The sequence below is a fragment of the Streptomyces viridosporus T7A genome (assembly GCF_008704515.1).
Taxonomy (GTDB): domain Bacteria; phylum Actinomycetota; class Actinomycetes; order Streptomycetales; family Streptomycetaceae; genus Streptomyces; species Streptomyces viridosporus.
Window position 1 is genome coordinate 1,752,812 of the sequence record NZ_CP023700.1, and the last position, 16,881, is coordinate 1,769,692.

12 protein-coding genes are annotated in these 16,881 nt (G+C 75.0%); 2 read left to right on the forward strand and 10 right to left on the reverse strand.

Annotation, left to right across the window (positions count from 1 at the left end):
• Nucleotides 1-10 precede the first annotated feature (10 nt).
• The 7 genes from CP969_RS08240 to rpe all read right to left on the reverse strand — a co-directional run bounded on the left by CP969_RS08240 (nt 11) and on the right by rpe (nt 9,012).
• Nucleotides 11-2,224 (reverse strand): bifunctional polysaccharide deacetylase/glycosyltransferase family 2 protein, encoded by a 2,214-nt coding sequence (locus CP969_RS08240; protein WP_223887065.1) that lies wholly within the window; start codon nt 2,222-2,224, stop codon nt 11-13.
• A complete protein-coding gene (locus tag CP969_RS08245) occupies nt 2,224-3,018 on the reverse strand; it encodes a hypothetical protein (protein WP_223887180.1) in 795 nt (264 codons plus the stop codon). The genes CP969_RS08240 and CP969_RS08245 overlap by 1 nt, the downstream gene beginning before the upstream one ends.
• Nucleotides 3,019-3,057: 39 nt before the next feature.
• Nucleotides 3,058-3,519, reverse strand: a complete 462-nt coding sequence (locus CP969_RS08250) for an Lrp/AsnC family transcriptional regulator (RefSeq protein WP_004990717.1) — start codon at nt 3,517-3,519, stop codon at nt 3,058-3,060.
• Between the two features lie 10 nt (nt 3,520-3,529).
• The gene (locus tag CP969_RS08255; protein ID WP_016827118.1) at nt 3,530-5,008 is read right to left on the reverse strand and encodes an amino acid permease; all 1,479 of its coding nucleotides are present in this window, start codon (nt 5,006-5,008) and stop codon (nt 3,530-3,532) included.
• A 539-nt stretch (nt 5,009-5,547) separates the two neighbouring features.
• Complete coding sequence (locus CP969_RS08260) at nt 5,548-6,990, reverse strand: GuaB1 family IMP dehydrogenase-related protein (RefSeq protein ID WP_026085333.1); 1,443 nt, start codon at nt 6,988-6,990, stop codon at nt 5,548-5,550.
• Between the two features lie 213 nt (nt 6,991-7,203).
• On the reverse strand, nt 7,204-8,247 hold the full coding sequence (locus tag CP969_RS08265) for a sugar-binding transcriptional regulator (RefSeq protein ID WP_004990711.1): 1,044 nt from the start codon (nt 8,245-8,247) through the stop codon (nt 7,204-7,206).
• Nucleotides 8,248-8,325: 78 nt separating this feature from the next.
• Nucleotides 8,326-9,012: a ribulose-phosphate 3-epimerase gene (gene rpe, locus CP969_RS08270; protein WP_004990708.1), complete on the reverse strand. Its 687-nt coding sequence runs from the start codon at nt 9,010-9,012 to the stop codon at nt 8,326-8,328.
• Nucleotides 9,013-9,146: 134 nt separating this feature from the next.
• Between rpe and CP969_RS08275 the strand changes: the two genes are divergently transcribed.
• Nucleotides 9,147-11,288, forward strand: a complete 2,142-nt coding sequence (locus CP969_RS08275; RefSeq protein ID WP_004990704.1) for an MMPL family transporter — start codon at nt 9,147-9,149, stop codon at nt 11,286-11,288.
• On the opposite strand, the gene CP969_RS08280 is transcribed toward CP969_RS08275, so the two are convergent.
• Both CP969_RS08280 and fmt read right to left on the reverse strand, forming a co-directional pair.
• The gene (locus CP969_RS08280; protein WP_016827112.1) at nt 11,269-12,687 is read right to left on the reverse strand and encodes an RsmB/NOP family class I SAM-dependent RNA methyltransferase; all 1,419 of its coding nucleotides are present in this window, start codon (nt 12,685-12,687) and stop codon (nt 11,269-11,271) included. The two genes, CP969_RS08275 and CP969_RS08280, sit on opposite strands and share 20 nt — an antisense overlap.
• A gap of 75 nt (nt 12,688-12,762) precedes the next feature.
• Nucleotides 12,763-13,695 carry a methionyl-tRNA formyltransferase gene (gene fmt, locus CP969_RS08285; RefSeq protein WP_016827111.1) on the reverse strand — a complete coding sequence of 311 codons (933 nt, stop codon included), beginning with the start codon at nt 13,693-13,695 and terminating at the stop codon, nt 12,763-12,765.
• Between the two features lie 305 nt (nt 13,696-14,000).
• Between fmt and CP969_RS08290 the strand changes: the two genes are divergently transcribed.
• A complete protein-coding gene (locus CP969_RS08290; protein ID WP_004990697.1) occupies nt 14,001-14,549 on the forward strand; it encodes a hypothetical protein in 549 nt (182 codons plus the stop codon).
• Between the two features lie 113 nt (nt 14,550-14,662).
• Here the strand turns inward: CP969_RS08290 and CP969_RS08295 are convergent, their stop codons facing one another.
• Complete coding sequence (locus CP969_RS08295; RefSeq protein WP_150474907.1) at nt 14,663-16,810, reverse strand: primosomal protein N'; 2,148 nt, start codon at nt 16,808-16,810, stop codon at nt 14,663-14,665.
• Between the last annotated feature and the right edge of the window lie 71 nt (nt 16,811-16,881).

A 16,881-nucleotide genomic window follows, 5' to 3' on the forward strand; every position in this document is an offset into this window, starting at 1 on the left:
CGGCCGGTACTCAGGGCTCCCGGGGGGACGGCTGGGGCGGCAGCACCACGTCCCCGCTGCGCTTGAGCCGCTGCCAGGGCAGCCGGTGTCCGTTGACCGCGGTGAGGCACGCCTGGGCGAGCACCAGGTACATCAGCTGCCGGTAGACGACCTGTTGCAGGGGCAGCGCCCACAGCGGCCGGAGGCTCTCACCGTCGAGACGGAACGCGTAGCCGGCGCACACGGCCTGCACCGCCAGCACTCCGGTCCACGCCGCCAGCGTGCCGAGCGGATCGCCGAACACCAGGCCGTAGACGGTCAGGATGTCGATCAGGGGGGCGAGCAGCGGAGTGAGGATCTGGAAGACGACCAGCAGCGGCAGGCCCAGACGGCCGAAGCGGCCCGCGTGGCCGCGCTCGAACACCGCGTGCCGGTGCTTCCACGCGGCCTGCATGGTGCCGTAGCTCCACCGGTAGCGCTGGCGCCACAGTTCCCGCAACGTGGCCGGCGCCTCGGTCCAGGCGAGCGCGTCCTCCACGTAGCCCACCTCCCACCCGGCCCGGTGGAGGGCCATGGTGACATCGGTGTCCTCGGCGAGGGTGTCCCCGCTCATCATCCCGGCGTCCCGCAGGGCGCTGACGCGGAACGCGCCGACGGCACCGGGGACGGTGGGCAGGCAGCGCAGCAGGTCGTACATGCGGCGGTCGAGGTTGAAGCCCATCACGTACTCGATGTGCTGCCAGCGGCCCAGCAGGCTCCGGCGGTTGCCGACCTTGGCGTTCCCGGCGGTGGCGCCGACGGCGGGGTCGGCGAACGGCTGGACGAGGCGGCGGACGGTCGAGGGGGCGAACACCGTGTCGGCGTCCAGCAGCACGACGAGGTCGTGGGAGGCCCGCAGGATGCCGGTGTTGAGGGCGGCGGGCTTGCCGCCGTTCGGCCGGCGGACGACGGTGACCGACTCCAGGGCGAGTGATTCCGCGATCTCGGCGGTGCCGTCGTCGGAGCCGTCGTCCACGACGACGATCTCGACGGGATGGTCGCCGGCGGCCAGGGAGCGGAGCGTCTTGGCGATGCACAGCCTCTCGTTGCAGGCGGGGACCACGACGCTGACGGGCCGGGTGACCGGGCGGCCCGTCCCGGTGCCGGGCCCCGGACGCCGGCGGGCGTGGTGGCGGGCCAGGACGAGCAGCAGCGCACACCGTGCGAGGACGAGCGCCCCGACCACCAGCAGCAGCGTGCCGACGACCGACACCGCCGTCCCCGAGAACGACACCGCCGTCACGAAGAGGCGTCCCTGCCACAGGGCCGCGGTGTCCACGGGGGTGGTGAGGCTGTCGGTGCGCAGGACGTCCGCGAGGGTGGCGAAGCGGTAGCCCTGCGCCTGGAGCCGGGGGATCAGGAGCTCGAGGGCCGCGACGGTCTGCGACCTGTCCCCTCCCGCGTCGTGCAGGAGGACCACCGCGCCCCTGCCCGGCACGTCGGGTACGGCCGCGTCGGCGATCGCCCGGGCGCCCGGCCGCTGCCAGTCCCTGGTGTCCCGGTCGATGAAGGCCAGGACGTACCCCTTGTCGCCCAGGCGCCGGGCCGCGGACCACTCCGGGGCGTCCAGGGCGGAGGGGGTGGCGGAGTAGGGCATCCGCATGAGGGAGCTGTTGATGCCGCCGGCTCCCGCGAGGGCGAGCTGGGTCAGCGCCAGCTCCCGGTCGGTGGCGCCCGCGGACTGGGTGGCCAGGTCCCGGTGGGAGAAGGTGTGCACGCCGATCTCGTGTCCGGCCCGGATCACCCGGCGCAGGGTCTCCGGGTGGCGCGCGACCTGCTGGCCGGTGACGAAGAAGGTGCCGGGGACGCCGTGGTGGTCGAGCACCGCCTGCACGCGGGGGGTCCAGACGGGGTCGGGGCCGTCGTCGAAGGTCAGCACCACCGTCCTGTCCGGTACGCGGAAGGTGCGCGGGGGGTCGTGGGCGGCGTCGACGATCGGGCCGCCGCCGGTGACCTCCCGGGGGACGCCGTCGGCCGAGTGTCCGCCGCGGCGCTCCTGGTCACCGGTGAAGCCCCGGGAGGTGTACCCCGCGACCAGGAGCACCGAGACGACGAAGGCCAGCAGGACGAGAGAGACGAGGGGGGCGAGGGGGACGAGGGGGACGGCGAGGCGGAAGCGGTGCCGGCGCGGCGGGTGCGCCCCGTCGCGCCGCGGGCCGGGGGGTGGCGGCGGGGGGCGGTCCGGCCGTCGGCGGCGCCCCGGCATCAGGGAGCCTCGACCGCCGGCGGGCCGGAGGGCGGGGAGGCGCCGGAGTTCCCGGGCGGCGCGGCGGGGCCGGGCTCCGGAGCGGCGGGGGGCGGGACGGGCTGCGGCGGCGTCCCGGGCGGGGACCCGGGGTCCGGCGGAGGGGCGGGGGGCTCCCCGGCCTCATCGCCGGGTGCGGGCGACGAGGGGGGAGGCGGGGCGGGCGTGCCGCCCGTGCCGGGTGTGGGACCGCCCGTGCCGGGTGTGGGACCGCCCGTGCCGGGTGCGGGGCCGGGAGCGGCGGGGCCATCGGGGTCCGGGGCCGCGGGCCGGTCCGGTGAGGGCGGCTCCTGGGACGGCGGTGCCTCCGGCCCGGCGGGAGCCGGGGGCGTCGGCACGTCGGTGGCCGGCGGGTCCCCGGGAGGCAGGAGGAGGGGCGCTCCGGACGGGCCGAGCAGCGTGAGCCCCGGGACGAGCAGGGCGCCCGGGGCGGCCGCGAGCCGCGGGTCGCCGGTCCCCCGCAGGCCCGGCGCGGACGGGTCGCCGGGTGTCAGGGGGGTCGGCGGGGTCCCGTCCGGTGCGGCGGGCGCCGCGGAGCCGTCCGGGAGGGGCAGCATCGCACCCGGCGCGAACGGCGTCGCGCCCATCAGGCTCATCCCCAGCACCGCCATGTACGCGGCCGCCAGTGCGGCCAGGCCGTATCCGGTGCGCCGCAGGAGGCGCGCCCGCCGACCGGAGGAGTCGACGAACACGGGGGCGCTCGCGTCAGCCGCCGGCCCGATCCGCACATGTCCGGAATTGGCGCGGTGCAGCATGCACTCAGCGTACGCCGCAACCGGACTCATAGAGTCCGGTTACTGGCCCTGGGTGGGCGATCCCGACGAGAAGCGCCGCAGCAGCGGCGACAGCACCAGCACGGACTTGGTCCGCTCGACGAACGGCTCCCCGGCGATGCGCTCCAGGACCCGTTCGAAGTGGCGCATGTCGGAGGCGAAGACCTGGGCGATCGCGTCCGCGTCACCGGTGACGGTGGAGGCGGCCACGACCTCCTGGTAGCGCTCCAGGCCCCGCTGGATGGTCTCCGGGGAGGTGTTGCCGCGGCAGTAGATCTCGACGAACCCCTCGGTCTCCCAGCCGAGGGCGGCCGGGTCCACCCGGACGGTGAAGCCGGTGATGGCCCCGGTGGCGCGCAGCCGGTCCACGCGGCGTTTCACGGCGGGCGCGGACAGGCCGACGAGTTGGCCGATGTCCGCGTAGGAGCGGCGGGCGTCCTCGGCGAGGGCGTGCACGATGCGTTCGTCGAGATCGTTCAGCACTGCGGGTGGTTCACTTCGTTTCTGGTGCGGCCGGTGCGGCGAGCCGGGAGCGGCGGTAGCCGTACAGGAAGTAGAACACGAGGCCGACGGCCATCCAGACGCCGAAGACCACCCAGGTGACGGTGGACAGGCTGCCCATCATCCACACGCAGAAGCCGAAGCCCAGCGCGGGCAGGACCGGCGACAGCGGCACCCGGAAGGTGCGGGGCATCTCGGGTCGGGTCCGGCGCAGCACCACGACGGCCACGTTGACCAGCGCGAAGGCGAACAGGGTGCCGATGCTGGTGGCGTCGGCGAGCTGGCCGAGCGGGATCGCGGCGGCGAGCACGCCGCAGAACAGGGAGACGATCAGGGTGTTGGCGCGGGGGGTGCCGGTCTTCGGGTGGACCCTGGCGAACACCTTGGGCACGAGCCCGTCCCGGGACATGGCGAACAGGATGCGGGTCTGCCCGTAGAGCACGGTCAGCACGACGCTGGCGATGGCGATGACGGCGCAGAACGCGAGCAGGGTGCCCCAGAAGGTCTGGCCGGTGACCTCGCGCATGATCTGGGCGAGCGCGGCCTCGGAGCCGGTGAAGTCCTCCCAGGGCTTGGCGCCGACGGCGACGGCGGCGACGAGGACGTACAGCGCGGTGACGACGACGAGCGACAGCAGGATCGCCCGGGGCAGGTCGCGCTGGGCGTTCTTCGCCTCCTCGCCCGCGGTGGAGGCGGCGTCGAAGCCGATGTAGGAGAAGAACAGGGTGGCCCCGGCGGCACTGACGCCGGCCATGCCGAGCGGCATGAAGTTCTCGTAGTTGCCGGAGCGCAGGCCCTGGACGCCGATGGCGCAGAACAGCACCAGCGCGCCGATCTTCACCATGACCATGATCGTGTTGGCGCGGGCGGACTCGCGGGCGCCGCCCATCAGGAACGCCATGGCGAGCAGGACCACGATCAGCGCGGGCAGGTTGAACACGCCGCCGTCGCCGGGCGGGGCGGACAGCGCGGCCGGGATGGTGACGCCGATGGTGCCGTCGAGCAGTTCGTTGAGGTACTCGCCCCAGCCGACGGCGACGGCGGCGACCGACACGCCGTACTCGAGGACCAGGCACCAGCCGCAGACCCAGGCGATCAGCTCGCCCATCGTTGCGTACGCATACGAGTACGAGGAGCCGGAGACCGGGATGGTGCCCGCCAGCTCCGCGTAGGAGAGGGCCGAGAAGAGGGCGGTCAGACCGGCGATGACGAAGGAGAGGGTGACGGCCGGACCGGCCTTGGGGACGGCTTCGCCGAGGACGACGAAGATGCCGGTGCCGAGGGTGGCACCGATGCTGATCATGGTCAGCTGCCACAGCCCGAGGGAGCGGCGCAGTGATCCTCCCTCGCCCTGCCCACCCTCCGCGACCAGGCGTTCCACGGGCTTGCGGCGCATCAGGCGCGCACCGGCGCCCGGGGCGGACGACGCGGTGGGCCTGTTGTCGTGCGGGGGTGCGCCTTGGTCGAGCACGCGCTGACTCCTTCATCGCTGCCGGTGTTCCGCGGCGGGGACCGGCGGCGCCCCGCGACAGCCGGGACCCGCCGGGCGGTCCCCCGCCGCACCACGTACAGCGCGTAACCCTACGAGGTCGGACGTTGCTGTTGAAATGCAGCAATCTTGCGGACCGCCGCAAGATCGTTGCGTTCTTCGCACCGGAACGGGTGTTCGTTGCGCCGCGGCTTTCGTCCGTTGCGTCCGGCCCGCCGGTCGGCGGGCCGGGCCTCCCCGGTGCCGGACACCTCCCTGACCAGGCAGGTCCGGGGCCGGCGCACCCGTGGCGGATCCCGTCGGCGCCCCGGTGCGTCCGGCGGTCCGGGCGGCCGGGGAGGAGGCGGTGGCCGGGCGGTGCGGGGAGGGCGCCCGTGCGCGGGGTGTCGGAGATCACCCCCCGGGGCCGCGGCCGCACCGGCCGCTGCCCCGCGGCCACGGTCGTCGCGCCCGGACGCACCGCGGCCCCCGCCCTCCCGGCGACGGGATCAGCGGGGGCCGTGCGGCGGAGGCGGTCGCCGTCAGTTCCAGCTGGCGTGCAGCGGCTTGCCCTCGGCGTAGCCGGCGGCGCTCTGGATGCCGACGACGGCCTTCTCGGCGAACTCCTCCAGCGAGCCGGCGCCGGCGTAGGTGCAGGAGGAGCGGACGCCCGCGATGATCGAGTCGATCAGGTCCTCGACGCCCGGCCGGGCCGGGTCGAGGAACATGCGGGAGGTGGAGATGCCCTCCTCGAACAGCGTCTTGCGGGCCCGGTCGTAGGCCGACTCCTCCGAGGTGCGGTTGCGCACGGCGCGCGCGGAGGCCATGCCGAACGACTCCTTGTAGGGGCGGCCGTCCGCGTCGTGCTGGAGGTCGCCCGGGGACTCGTACGTCCCGGCGAACCAGGAGCCGACCATCACGTTGGACGCGCCGGCCGCGAGCGCCATCGCGACGTCGCGCGGGTGGCGGACCCCTCCGTCGGCCCACACGTGCTTGCCGTACTTCCTCGCCTCGGCCGCGCACTCCAGGACGGCGGAGAACTGCGGGCGGCCGACGCCGGTCATCATGCGGGTGGTGCACATGGCGCCGGGGCCGACGCCGACCTTGACGATGTCCGCGCCCGCTTCGATCAGGTCGCGCACGCCCGCGGCGGCGACGACGTTGCCCGCGACGACCGGGACCTGCGGGTCGAGGTCGCGGACCAGCTTCAGCGCGTTGATCATCGACTCCTGGTGGCCGTGCGCCGTGTCGATGACGAGGGTGTCGACGCCCGCCTCCAGCAACTGCCGGGCCTTGCCCGCCACGTCGCCGTTGATGCCGACGGCGGCGGCGATGCGCAGCCGCCCCCGGTCGTCGGTGGCCGGCGTGTACAGGGTGGCGCGCAGGGCGCCCTTGCGGGTGAGGATGCCGGCGAGACGGCCGTCGGAGTCGACGGCCGGGGCGTAGCGCCGGTTGGCCGCGTCGAGGGTGTTGAAGGCCTCGCGCGGGTCCATGTCGGCGTCGATGAGCAGCAGGTCGCGGGACATGACCTCGGTGAGCTGCGTGAAGCGGTCCACGCCGGACAGGTCGGTGTCGGTGACCACGCCGACCGGCTTGTGCCCGTCGTCCACCACGACGCCCGCGTTGTGCGCGCGCTTGGGCAGCAGGGCGAGCGCGTCGGCGACGGTCTGGTGCGGGGCCAGCACGATGGGGGTGTCGAGCACCAGGTGGCGGCTCTTGACCCAGGAGACGACCTCGGTGACGACCTCGATCGGGATGTCCTGCGGGATGACCACGAGACCGCCGCGGCGGGCCACGGTCTCGGCCATGCGGCGCCCGGCGATGGCGGTCATGTTGGCGACGACGAGCGGGATGGTGGTGCCCGTGCCGTCCGGGGAGCTGAGGTCCACGCCCTGACGCGAGCCGACCGCGGACCGGCTCGGCACCATGAAGACGTCGTCGTACGTCAGGTCGTACGCGGGCTGGATGTCGTTGAGGAAACGCACGTGCTGCACATCCCAGTCGATCAGAGGTGGCCCCCGGGCAGGTCAGCCAGGGGGAAGAGCACGTACTTCATTGTCCCATGTCAGCCGGTGCGCGATCCCCGGGCGCATCGTCCAAGCAGGTCGGGAGGGGGTGGGAGGAACCTCCGAAGGCGGTCGGGGGGCGGGGGCGCCGGCCGAGGGGCGCGGCGGCGACCGCCCCCTCCCGGCCGCCGGTCAGTTTCCGTCGGGGTCGGCCCGGTTGAGCGCCGGCTTCGGCGTCGGCCCCGCCGTCATCAGGTAGTCCGCGGCCGAGGTGTCCGTCACCAGACTGGTGACGAGTCCGGAGCGCAGCACCGCGTCGATCGCGGGCCCCTTGCGTTGTCCGCCCGCGATCGCGACGACCTCGGGGACGCGCCGGAGCTGGTCGGTCTTGACCGTGATGCACCGCTCCCCCAGGTCCCGGCCGACCCGGCGCCCCTCGGAGTCGAAGAGGTGCGCGGACATCTCGGCGGCGACGCCGAGGGAGGCGTAGTGCGCCCGCTCCTCGTCGCTGAGCATGTCGTGCACCGTCGAGATGCCCGGCTCCCAGGAGCCGATGGAGACACAGGCGACCGTGACCTTGTCGAAGTACTCGAAGGCCCGCGCGATCCCGGTCTGGTGGCGCAGTGCCGCCGCGGTGGCCGCGTCCGGCAGCAGCATCGGCGCGTAGATGGGGTGGGCGTCGCCGCCCGACACCTGCGCGGCGCGCCGCACCGCCTCCACCGAGCCGCGCTCGGCGGTCCCGGCGTCGTACACCCCCGTCAGCTGCACGACCGTGCAGGGCGGCAGCCGGTCCAGGGCCGCCGCCATGTGGATGGTGGACCGGCCCCAGGCCAGGCCCAGCACATCCCCTTCGTTGACCAGTTCGCCGAGCAGGTCGGCGGCCACCTCTCCCAGGTTCTCGGGGTCGGGTGTCTCCTCGGTCTCGACCGGGGACTCGACCACGACGGCGTGCCTCAGGCCGTAGCGGGCGCGGAGCGCGTCGGAGCGCTCGGCGTCCAGCTCGGCCGGCACGCGGATCTCGATCCGTACGAGATCCCGTTCGAGAGCGGTCTCCAGGACCCGGGCCACCTTGAAGCGACTGACGCCGAACTCCTCGGCGATCTGGATCTTGGACTTGCCCTCGAGGTAGAAGCGGCGGGCCATGGCCGCCGCCTGCACCAGCTCAGCGGGTCCCATCCGCATGGCTGACCGGCCCGCCGACATACCCGACACGGGGCTCTCCTCACTGCCGTTCACACTCTGGATTCGCCGTTCATCCTTGCAGATCCGGCGCGGTTGATCAGCCCTGCTGGGAGCCGTTCACGTTCCTGACGCTCAGTGGTCGCACGCCCACGACGCCCCGGCCGTCGCCGCCTCGGCCTGATGGCGCAGTGCGCGCACCGCCTCGGCCGGGTCCTCGGCCCCGTACACGGCGGAACCCGCGACGAAGACGTCGGCGCCGGCGTCGGCGCACCGCTCGATGGTGGAGGCCGAGACCCCGCCGTCGACCTGGAGCCAGAGCTGCAGGCCGTGCTTGTTGATCAACTCGCGGGTGCGGCGGATCTTCGGAAGCATGATGTCGAGAAAGGCCTGGCCCCCGAAGCCCGGCTCGACCGTCATGATGAGCAGCATGTCGAGTTCGGGGAGCAGGTCCTCGTACGGCTCGACGGGGGTCGCCGGCCTGAGCGCCATGGAGGCACGCGCGCCCTTGGCCCTGATCTCCCGGGCGAGCCGCACCGGCGCGGTGGCCGCCTCGACGTGGAAGGTGACGGAACCGGCCCCCGCCTCCACGTACTGGGGCGCCCACCGGTCGGGAGCCTCGATCATCAGATGGCAGTCCAGCGGGGTGTCCGTCGCACGGGCGAGCGACTCCACGACCGGCACACCGAGCGTGAGGTTCGGGACGAAATGGTTGTCCATGACGTCGACATGGAGCCAGTCGGCTCCCTCGACCGCCTTCGCCTCGTCCGCGAGGCGGGCGAAGTCGGCGGACAGGATGCTGGGGTTGATCTGCACGGCCATGGACCAAGCCTGCCATGCCCGGGTACGGATGGTCCCTCCGGTCCAGACCTGAGTTCGTCGTCGGACGTTCCGGCACCGCCGTCCGCGCCGTGTCGGGCGGCCCGGCGGCCCCGTCCGCGGCTCCGGGGGGCGTCATGACCCGGAGCCGGGGCATCGCGTACCTGGTGTGCGGCCGACGCACCAAGTGGCTGGTGGTGCTGCTGTGGCTGGTGGTCCTGTTCCTGGTGGCGCCCCTCGCCCAGAGGCTCACCGGCGCCCAGGACAACGACGCGGCGTCCTGGCTGCCGGGCTCCGCGGAGTCGACCCGGGTCCTGGAGATCTCCGAGGACTTCCGGCCCGAGCAGATCCCCGCGGTCGTGGTCTACGCCCGGGAGAGCGGTCTGACGGCGGCGGACCGGGAGCGGATCGCCGAGGACGTGACGTGGCTCGAGCGGTTGAGCGACCACGGGGTCCGGGGCGACGAGACGCGCGGACCGGTCTACGACCGCGCGACCGGCCCGCGTGCGGCGCAGGTCTACGTGCCGATCACGATGGACGAGAAGGGCTGGGAGCGGATCGCGTCCGCGGTCGACTCCGTCCGGGACCGCCTCGGCGGGAGCGACGACGGGCTCGCCGTGCACGTCACGGGTCCCGGCGGCACCTCGGCGGACTTCGCCGAGGGCTTCGAGGGCATCGACTCCACGCTGCTGTTCGCCGCGACGGCCGTGGTCGTCGTCATGCTGCTGATCACCTACCGCAGCCCGACCCTGCTGCTGGTCCCGCTGTTCTCGGTGATCGTCGCGCTGTTCACGGCGCAGGCCCTGGTCTACCTGCTGGCCGAGCACGGCGGGCTCACGGTCAACGGCCAGAGCGCCGGCATCCTGCTGGTGCTCGTCTTCGGCGCGGGCACCGACTACGCCCTGCTCCTGGTCGCCCGCTACCGGGAGGAGCTGCGCCGGCACGCGGACCGGCACGAGGCGATGGCGCTGGCACTGCGCCGCGCGGGCCCGGCGGTGCTCGCCTCCGGCGCGACCGTCGTCCTGAGCACGCTGGTGCTGCTGACCGCCGAGATGAACTCCACCAGCGGCCTCGGCCCGGTCGCCGCGATCGGTGTCGCGGTCGCCCTGTCGGCCCTGCTGACGCTCTTCCCGGCGCTGCTGGTCGTCCTCGGACGGTGGATCTTCTGGCCGGTGGTACCGCGCCACGGCGCGCCCGACCCGACCGAGCGGGGCCCGTGGGCCCGCACGGGCCGCCGCATCGCCCGCCGCCCGCGCCTGGTCTGGGGGGTGACGGCCGCGGTGCTGGCGCTCTGCTCGCTGGGCATGGTCCAGTTGCGCGCCGAGGGCATCGGCAACGCGGACGCGTTCATCGGGAAGCCCGACTCGATCGTGGGCCAGGAGGTGTCCGCACGGTACTTCCCGGCGGGCAGCGGTGATCCGCTCGTCGTCGTCGCCGACCGGGAGCAGGCCGAGCGGGTGGGCCGCGCGGTCGCCGCCACGGAGGGCGTCGTCCCGGACTCCCTCGGCCCGCTCCCGGGCGCCGGACCCTCCTTCGGGGACAGGGTGCTGTTCGAGGCGACCATGACCGCCCCGGCGGACAGCGGGGCGGCGAAGGCGACCGTGGAGCGGGTCCGCGACGCCGTGCACGCGGTGCCGGACGCCGACGCGCTGGTGGGCGGCAGTACGGCGGCCCTGGTGGACATGGACAGGGCCACCCTGCGCGACAACGTGCTGATCATCCCGCTGGTGCTGGTGGTCGTCCTGCTGATCCTGTGCGTCCTGCTGCGCTCCCTGGTCGCCCCGCTGCTGCTGATCGGCACGGTGATCCTGTCCTTCACCGCGGCGCTCGGCCTCAGCGCCCTGGCCTTCCGGTACGTCTTCGGCTACGCGGGCGAGGCGACCGAGTTCCCGCTGTTCGTCTTCGTCTTCCTGGTGGCCCTGGGCATCGACTACAACATCTTCCTGACCACCCGCATCCGCGAGGAGGCCGCCCGCCGGGGCACCCGGCCCGGTGTGGTCACCGCGCTCGCCACCACGGGCTCCGTCATCACGTCCGCCGGGCTGGTGCTGGCCGGCACCTTCGCCGCCCTCGGCACGCTCCCCATGGTCGCCTTCGCCGAGATCGGTTTCGCGGTCGCGCTGGGCGTCCTGCTGGACACCTTCGTCGTGCGGTCGGTGCTGGTCACGTCCCTGTTCCTGGACGTGGGCCCGAAGGTGTGGTGGCCGCACCGGTCGGCCCGCGAGGACGGGGGCGGGGTGCGGGAGCCGGAGGCGGGCGTCAGCCGGTCCGGCGGATGAGCGCCAGGTACATCGCGTCGGTGCCGTGCAGATGCGGCCACAGCTGTACGTCGGGCCCCTCGCCCAGATCCGGTACGCCCGGCAGCAGCGGCCGGGCGTCGATCAGCTCCGCGTCCGGGAACTGCCCGAGGAGGTCGGCGACCACGGCCCGGGTCTCCGCGAGGTGGGGCGAGCAGGTGGCGTAGCCGACGACACCGCCGACCCGCACGGACTCCAGGGCAGTGCGCAGCAGCCCGCGCTGGAGCGGGGCGAAGCCGGCCAGGTCCTCCGGGCGGCGCCGCCAGCGTGCCTCGGGGCGGCGGCGCAGGGCGCCGAGGCCGGTGCACGGCACGTCGACCAGCACCCGGTCGAAGCTGCCGGGCCGCCACGCCGGGCGCGTCCCGTCCGCGGCGACGACCTGGTACGGCCCGGGGTTGCCGTGCAGCGCCCTCGCCACCAGTCCGGCGCGGTGCGGCTGCTTCTCGGAGGCGAGCAGCACGGCACCGCGCTCGGCGGCGAGCGCCGCGAGCAGCGCGGCCTTGCCGCCGGGCCCGGCGCACCCGTCCAGCCACATCCGGTCACGGCCCTCGACCGGCGCGGCGGCGAGCGCGAGGGCGACGAGCTGGCTGCCCTCGTCCTGGACGCCGGCCCGGCCCTCGGCGACCGCCTTGACGGCGCCCGGCTCACCGCCCTCGGTCAGCCGCACCGCGTGGGGCGACCAGCGTCCCGGCACGGCGGCCTCCTCGCCGAGCAGTTCGTCGGTGGTGGCCCGCCCCGGCCGGGCGACCAGCGTGACCTCGGGGCGCTCGTTGTCGGCCCGCAGCAGGTCCTCGATGCCGGCCCGCCCGCCGCCGAGCGAGTCCCACAGCGCGGAGACGACCCAGCGGGGGTGCGAGTGCACGACGGCGAGATGGTCCTCGGGGTCCTCCTCGTAGGGCGGTGCGACGCGCTCCAGCCACCCGTCGAGGTCGTCCTGCGCGATCCGGCGCAGCACGGCGTTGACGAACTTGGCCCGCCCGTCGCCCAGCACCACCCGGGCCAGTTCGACGGAGGCGGACACGGCGGCGTGCGTCGGGATCCGCGTCCCGAGCAGTTGGTGCGCGCCCAGGCTCAGCACGTCCAGCACCGGCGGGTCCACCTCGCGCAGCGGCCGGTCGACACAGGCCGCGATGATCGCGTCGTACGTCCCCTGCCGGCGCAGCGTCCCGTACACCAGCTCGGTCGCCAGCGCCGCGTCCCGGGCGTCGAAGTCGCCCTTCTCGCGCGCCGTGCGCAGCAGCGGCGGCAGGACGAGGTTGGCGTACGCGTCCCGCTCGTCCACGGCCCGCAGGGCCTCGAAGGCGAGGACGCGGACGGGGTCCTTCTTGGGCCGGCGGTAGGGCTTGGCGGGCCGGCGGGGCCGACGGGGCTGGTCGCTCACGAAAAAGGTGCTCCGGAAGTGGGGTGGGGTGCGCGCCCCAGCCTACGTCGTCGGGGCGTGCCGCCGCCCGCGGCGTCAGGTGCCGACGCTCTCCCCGGCGGCGATCCGCGCCCCGCGCGCCCAGTCCGCCGCCCGCATCGGCTTCTTGCCCTGGGCCTGCACCCACAGCAGCTCCACGGCGTACGAACCGGTGCCGACGTACACGTTGTTCTTGCCGACGGCCAGCCGGCCGGGCTCGAGATCGGTCCGCCCGGGCACGGGAGCGGCCTGGACGATCTTCAGCCGCTCGCCCCGGAAGGTGGTCCAGGCGCCGGGGGCGGGAGTGCAGCCGCGCACCACCCGGTCGACGCGCAGGGCCGGGGCGGTGAAGTCGACGCGGGCGTCCTCCACGGCGACCTTGGGCGCGAGGCTGACGCCCTCGGCGGGCTGCGGTACGGCCTGCAGCGTGCCGTCCTCGATGCCGTCCATGGTCGCCGCGAGCAGCCCGGCGCCGGCGAAGGCCAGCCGGGTGAGCAGGTCGCCGCTGGTGTCGGTGGGCCGGATCTCCTCGGTGACGGTGCCGTAGACGGGCCCGGAGTCGAGGCCCTCCTCGATGAGGAAGGTGGAGGCGCCGGTGATCTCGTCGCCCGCCATGATGGCGTGCTGCACGGGGGCGGCCCCGCGCCAGGCGGGCAGCAGGGAGAAGTGCAGGTTGACCCAGCCGCGGGCGGGGATGTCCAGGGCCGCCCTGGGCAGCAGGGCGCCGTAGGCGACGACGGGGCAGCAGTCGGGCTCGATCTCCTTCAGGCGCTCCAGGAACTCCGGGTCCCTGGGCCGGACCGGCTTGAGCACCTCGATCCCGGCCTCCTCGGCCCGTTCGGCGACGGGGGAGGCGACCAGCCTGCGTCCCCGCCCGGCCGGCGCGTCGGGCCGCGTGACGACGGCGGCCACCTCGTGCCGCCCGGAGGCGAGGAGGGCGTCCAGTGCGGGAACGGCGACCTCGGGGGTACCGGCGAAGACGAGCTTCATGGGGTGCTTCGGGCCTCTCGGGCGGGGACGGACACGGGCAACGCACCAGTCTATGGGGCGGCGGTGGAAGCGCCCGTGCGGGGAGAGCCGCCGCCGGCGGGCGCCCACGGGGGACGTCCGCAGGGGCCGTCCGCGGGGGCCGTCCCTCTCCCGTCCCGGGAAGCGGGTGGTGCGCGGGGGCGTACGCATATGCCGCCACGCCCCACCCCGTGACCCGCGGGGCGAATCCGCGTTGGTCAAGAAAGAGTTGACCACGGGCCCGGTACGGGCCCTTTCCTTTCAACGCCGGTTCGAGAGGCTTGTTCATGGCCGACCACGCAACCCACGACGCCCAGGCTCGGGCCAGCCTGCACCTGCTGGTGCGGGACATCGAGCGGGTCCGCCGGCAGGTGGACGCACTGCGCACGCTCACCGCCCAACTGGGCAACGTCTACCGCCCGCGCCGCTCCGGCCCCTCCACGGGCTTCGTCGTCTACGGGCGCGCCCCCGCTCCGACGGTCCGTCTCGCCCAGGAACTGCGGGACAGTGTCGAGACCCTGGTCACGGCGGCCGTGGACTTCGACCGTTCACTGGGCTTCTCGTGGGATGCGGTGGGCTCCGCGCTGGGCGTCACCAAGCAGGCGGTGCACCGCCGTTACGGCTCCCGCCGGGCCCCCGCGCAGATGCCGAAGGCCACCGAGGCCGAGCACGCGGCGGATCCGCCGGGCGCCCGCACGGTCAATGTGGGCACCGGCCTCTCCACGGTGCCGACGGTTTCCGAGACCCGCTCCATGCCGACCCAGCCCACCGCGGGCAGCCCGTCGCTGCGCGACGAGCCGCGGCGGACGGCCTTCCCCGGCCCCCGCAACGGCTGAGCCACCCGCTCCCCGCCCCCGCTCCCCCGCCCCGGGGCCCCGCCCTCCCGGACGCACCGCCTCCGGGAGGGCGGGGCCCCGGGGCGGGTCGCACACCGGCCGCGCGGCGCCCCTCACCCGATGTCGGGCGGGTCGATCCGCACCCGCACCGCCTCTCCTGCGCCCCGGGCCGTCCGGGCCGCCTGTGCGGCCTTCAACGCGCCCGCCAGGGCGGCGCCCCTGCCCGGCGGCACCCGGATCAGGCTCCGCTCCCAGTGCTCGCCGGGAGGCGGCCCTCCCGGTCGCCGTTGCTGCCCCGCGGCGGTGACCGGCAGCGGAACCGGGCCCAGCACCTCCGCCTCCCCGGGCAGTTCGACCGCGCGCAGGAACTCGGCCACCGCCCGGCCCGGCCCCGACACCGCCGCCATCCGCGACACCGGCGGGAACCCCAGCTCGGCGCGCTCGGCCAGTTCCCGCACCGCGTGCCCGACCGGGTCCCACCGCACCAGCGCCTGCACGGGCCGCAGCGTCGGCTCGGCGACCACCACCACCGTGCCCCCCGCCGACTGCGGACGGACGAGCGCCGCCGCGCCGATCCAGCGGCGCAGCGCGTCCTCCCCGGCCCGCAGGTCGGGGCGGCCCAGCATGGCCCATCCGTCCAGCAGCAGGGCCGCCGCGTACCCGCCCTCGGCGACCGGTTCGGCGCCGGGTGTGCTCACCACCAGCGCGGGCGCCGCCGGCACCGTGTCCAGCACGTGCTCGCGCCCCGAGGTGCGCACCGCAACGGCCGGGAAGGCGCGGCCCAGTTCCTCGGCGGTCCGCCGCGCCCCCACCACCTGGGCCCGCAGGCGGAACCCGCCGCACTCGGGACAGTGCCAGCCGCTCTCCTCGCGCCCGCACCAGCCGCACCGCAGATCGTCAAAGCCCCGCGCCTCGAGCGGCCCGGCGCAGTGGCGGCACCGCGCCGGTTCCCGGCAGCGGGCGCACGCCATCCGCGGCACGTACCCCCGCCGGGGCACCTGCACGAGCACCGGGCCGTGCCGCAGCCCTTCCCTGACCACCTGCCAGGCGAGCGTCGGCAGCCGTGCCGCGCGGGCGGCCTCGTCGCGCGCGAAGTCCCCGTCCCCCACGGTGCGCACCAGCGGTGCGGCGCCCCGCACCCGTTCCCTGCCGGCGACCAGCGGCCGGGCCCAGCCGGTCTCCACCAGCTGGGCGGCCTCCACGGTGCAGCTCCAGCCGCCCAGGAGGAACCCGCACCTGTCCTGCGCCGCCCTCAGCAGCAGCACCTCGCGGGCGTGCGGCTGCGGGGCGTGCTGTTCGCTGTGGCTGTCGTCGCCGTCGTCCCAGACGGCGACCAGTCCGAGGTCCCGCACCGGCGCGAACATGGCCGCGCGCGTTCCGATGACGGCCCGTACGGACCCCCGCCGCACGGCGAGCCACTGCGCGTACCGCTTCTCCGGCCCGGCGTCGGCGGTGAGCACCGCGTGCCGCCCCCGGCCCAGCAGGGCGGTGAGCGCGGCGTCGATCCGGGCGACGGCCCGTCCGTCCGGCAGGACGACCAGCGCACCGCGTCCGGAGGCCAGCGTCGCCGTGACGGCTCGCGCCAGTTCCTCGCTCCACCCCGGCCCGGGCAGCGCGTTCCACACCGCCCGCGGGGCGCCCCCGCGGGCCAGTGACTCCAGGAACGCGGGCCCCTGCTCGTAACGGCTCCAGGAGCCCGGCTCGGGCGCCGGGGGCGGCGGCAGCGCGGCGGGCGAGGACCGTTGCTCGGCGCGGGCGCTGCGCGGCGGCACGGCGAGCTGGAGCACGTCGGCGAGGCTGCCGGCGTACCGGTCGGCGACCGCCCGGGCCAGTCCCAGCAGCTCCTCGCTCAGTACCGGCTCGGGTGAGACGACCTGGGCCAGCGCCGCCAGGGGGCCGGAGTAGTCGGACTCGGCGAGCCGCTCGACGAGGAACCCGTCGATCAGCCCCCCGCCCTCGCGCCGTCCCTCGCGCACCCGGTGCCGTCCGGCACCGAACCGCACCCGCACCCGCACTCCGGGCTGTGCGTCGGCGTCCAGTTCCTCGGGGACGGCGTAGTCGAAGTAGCGGTCGAGATGGAGCGCGCCCTTGTCGACGAGGACCCGGGCGACGGGCAGTTCCTTGGCGAGCGCGGCCCCCCGCCAGGTACGCGGCTTGGCCCGGGGCACCTCGGCCTTGCGCACGCTCTCCCGGATGAGCGCGAGCTGCTCGGGCGGCGCGCCCTTGGCGCCCCCGGCCGCCTGTCCGTTCTCGCTGCTCACGCCTGCATTCTTACCAAACGCCACCGACAGCGGCCCCGACCCGGGACGCGCCGGGGCCCGGCGTCCCGAAG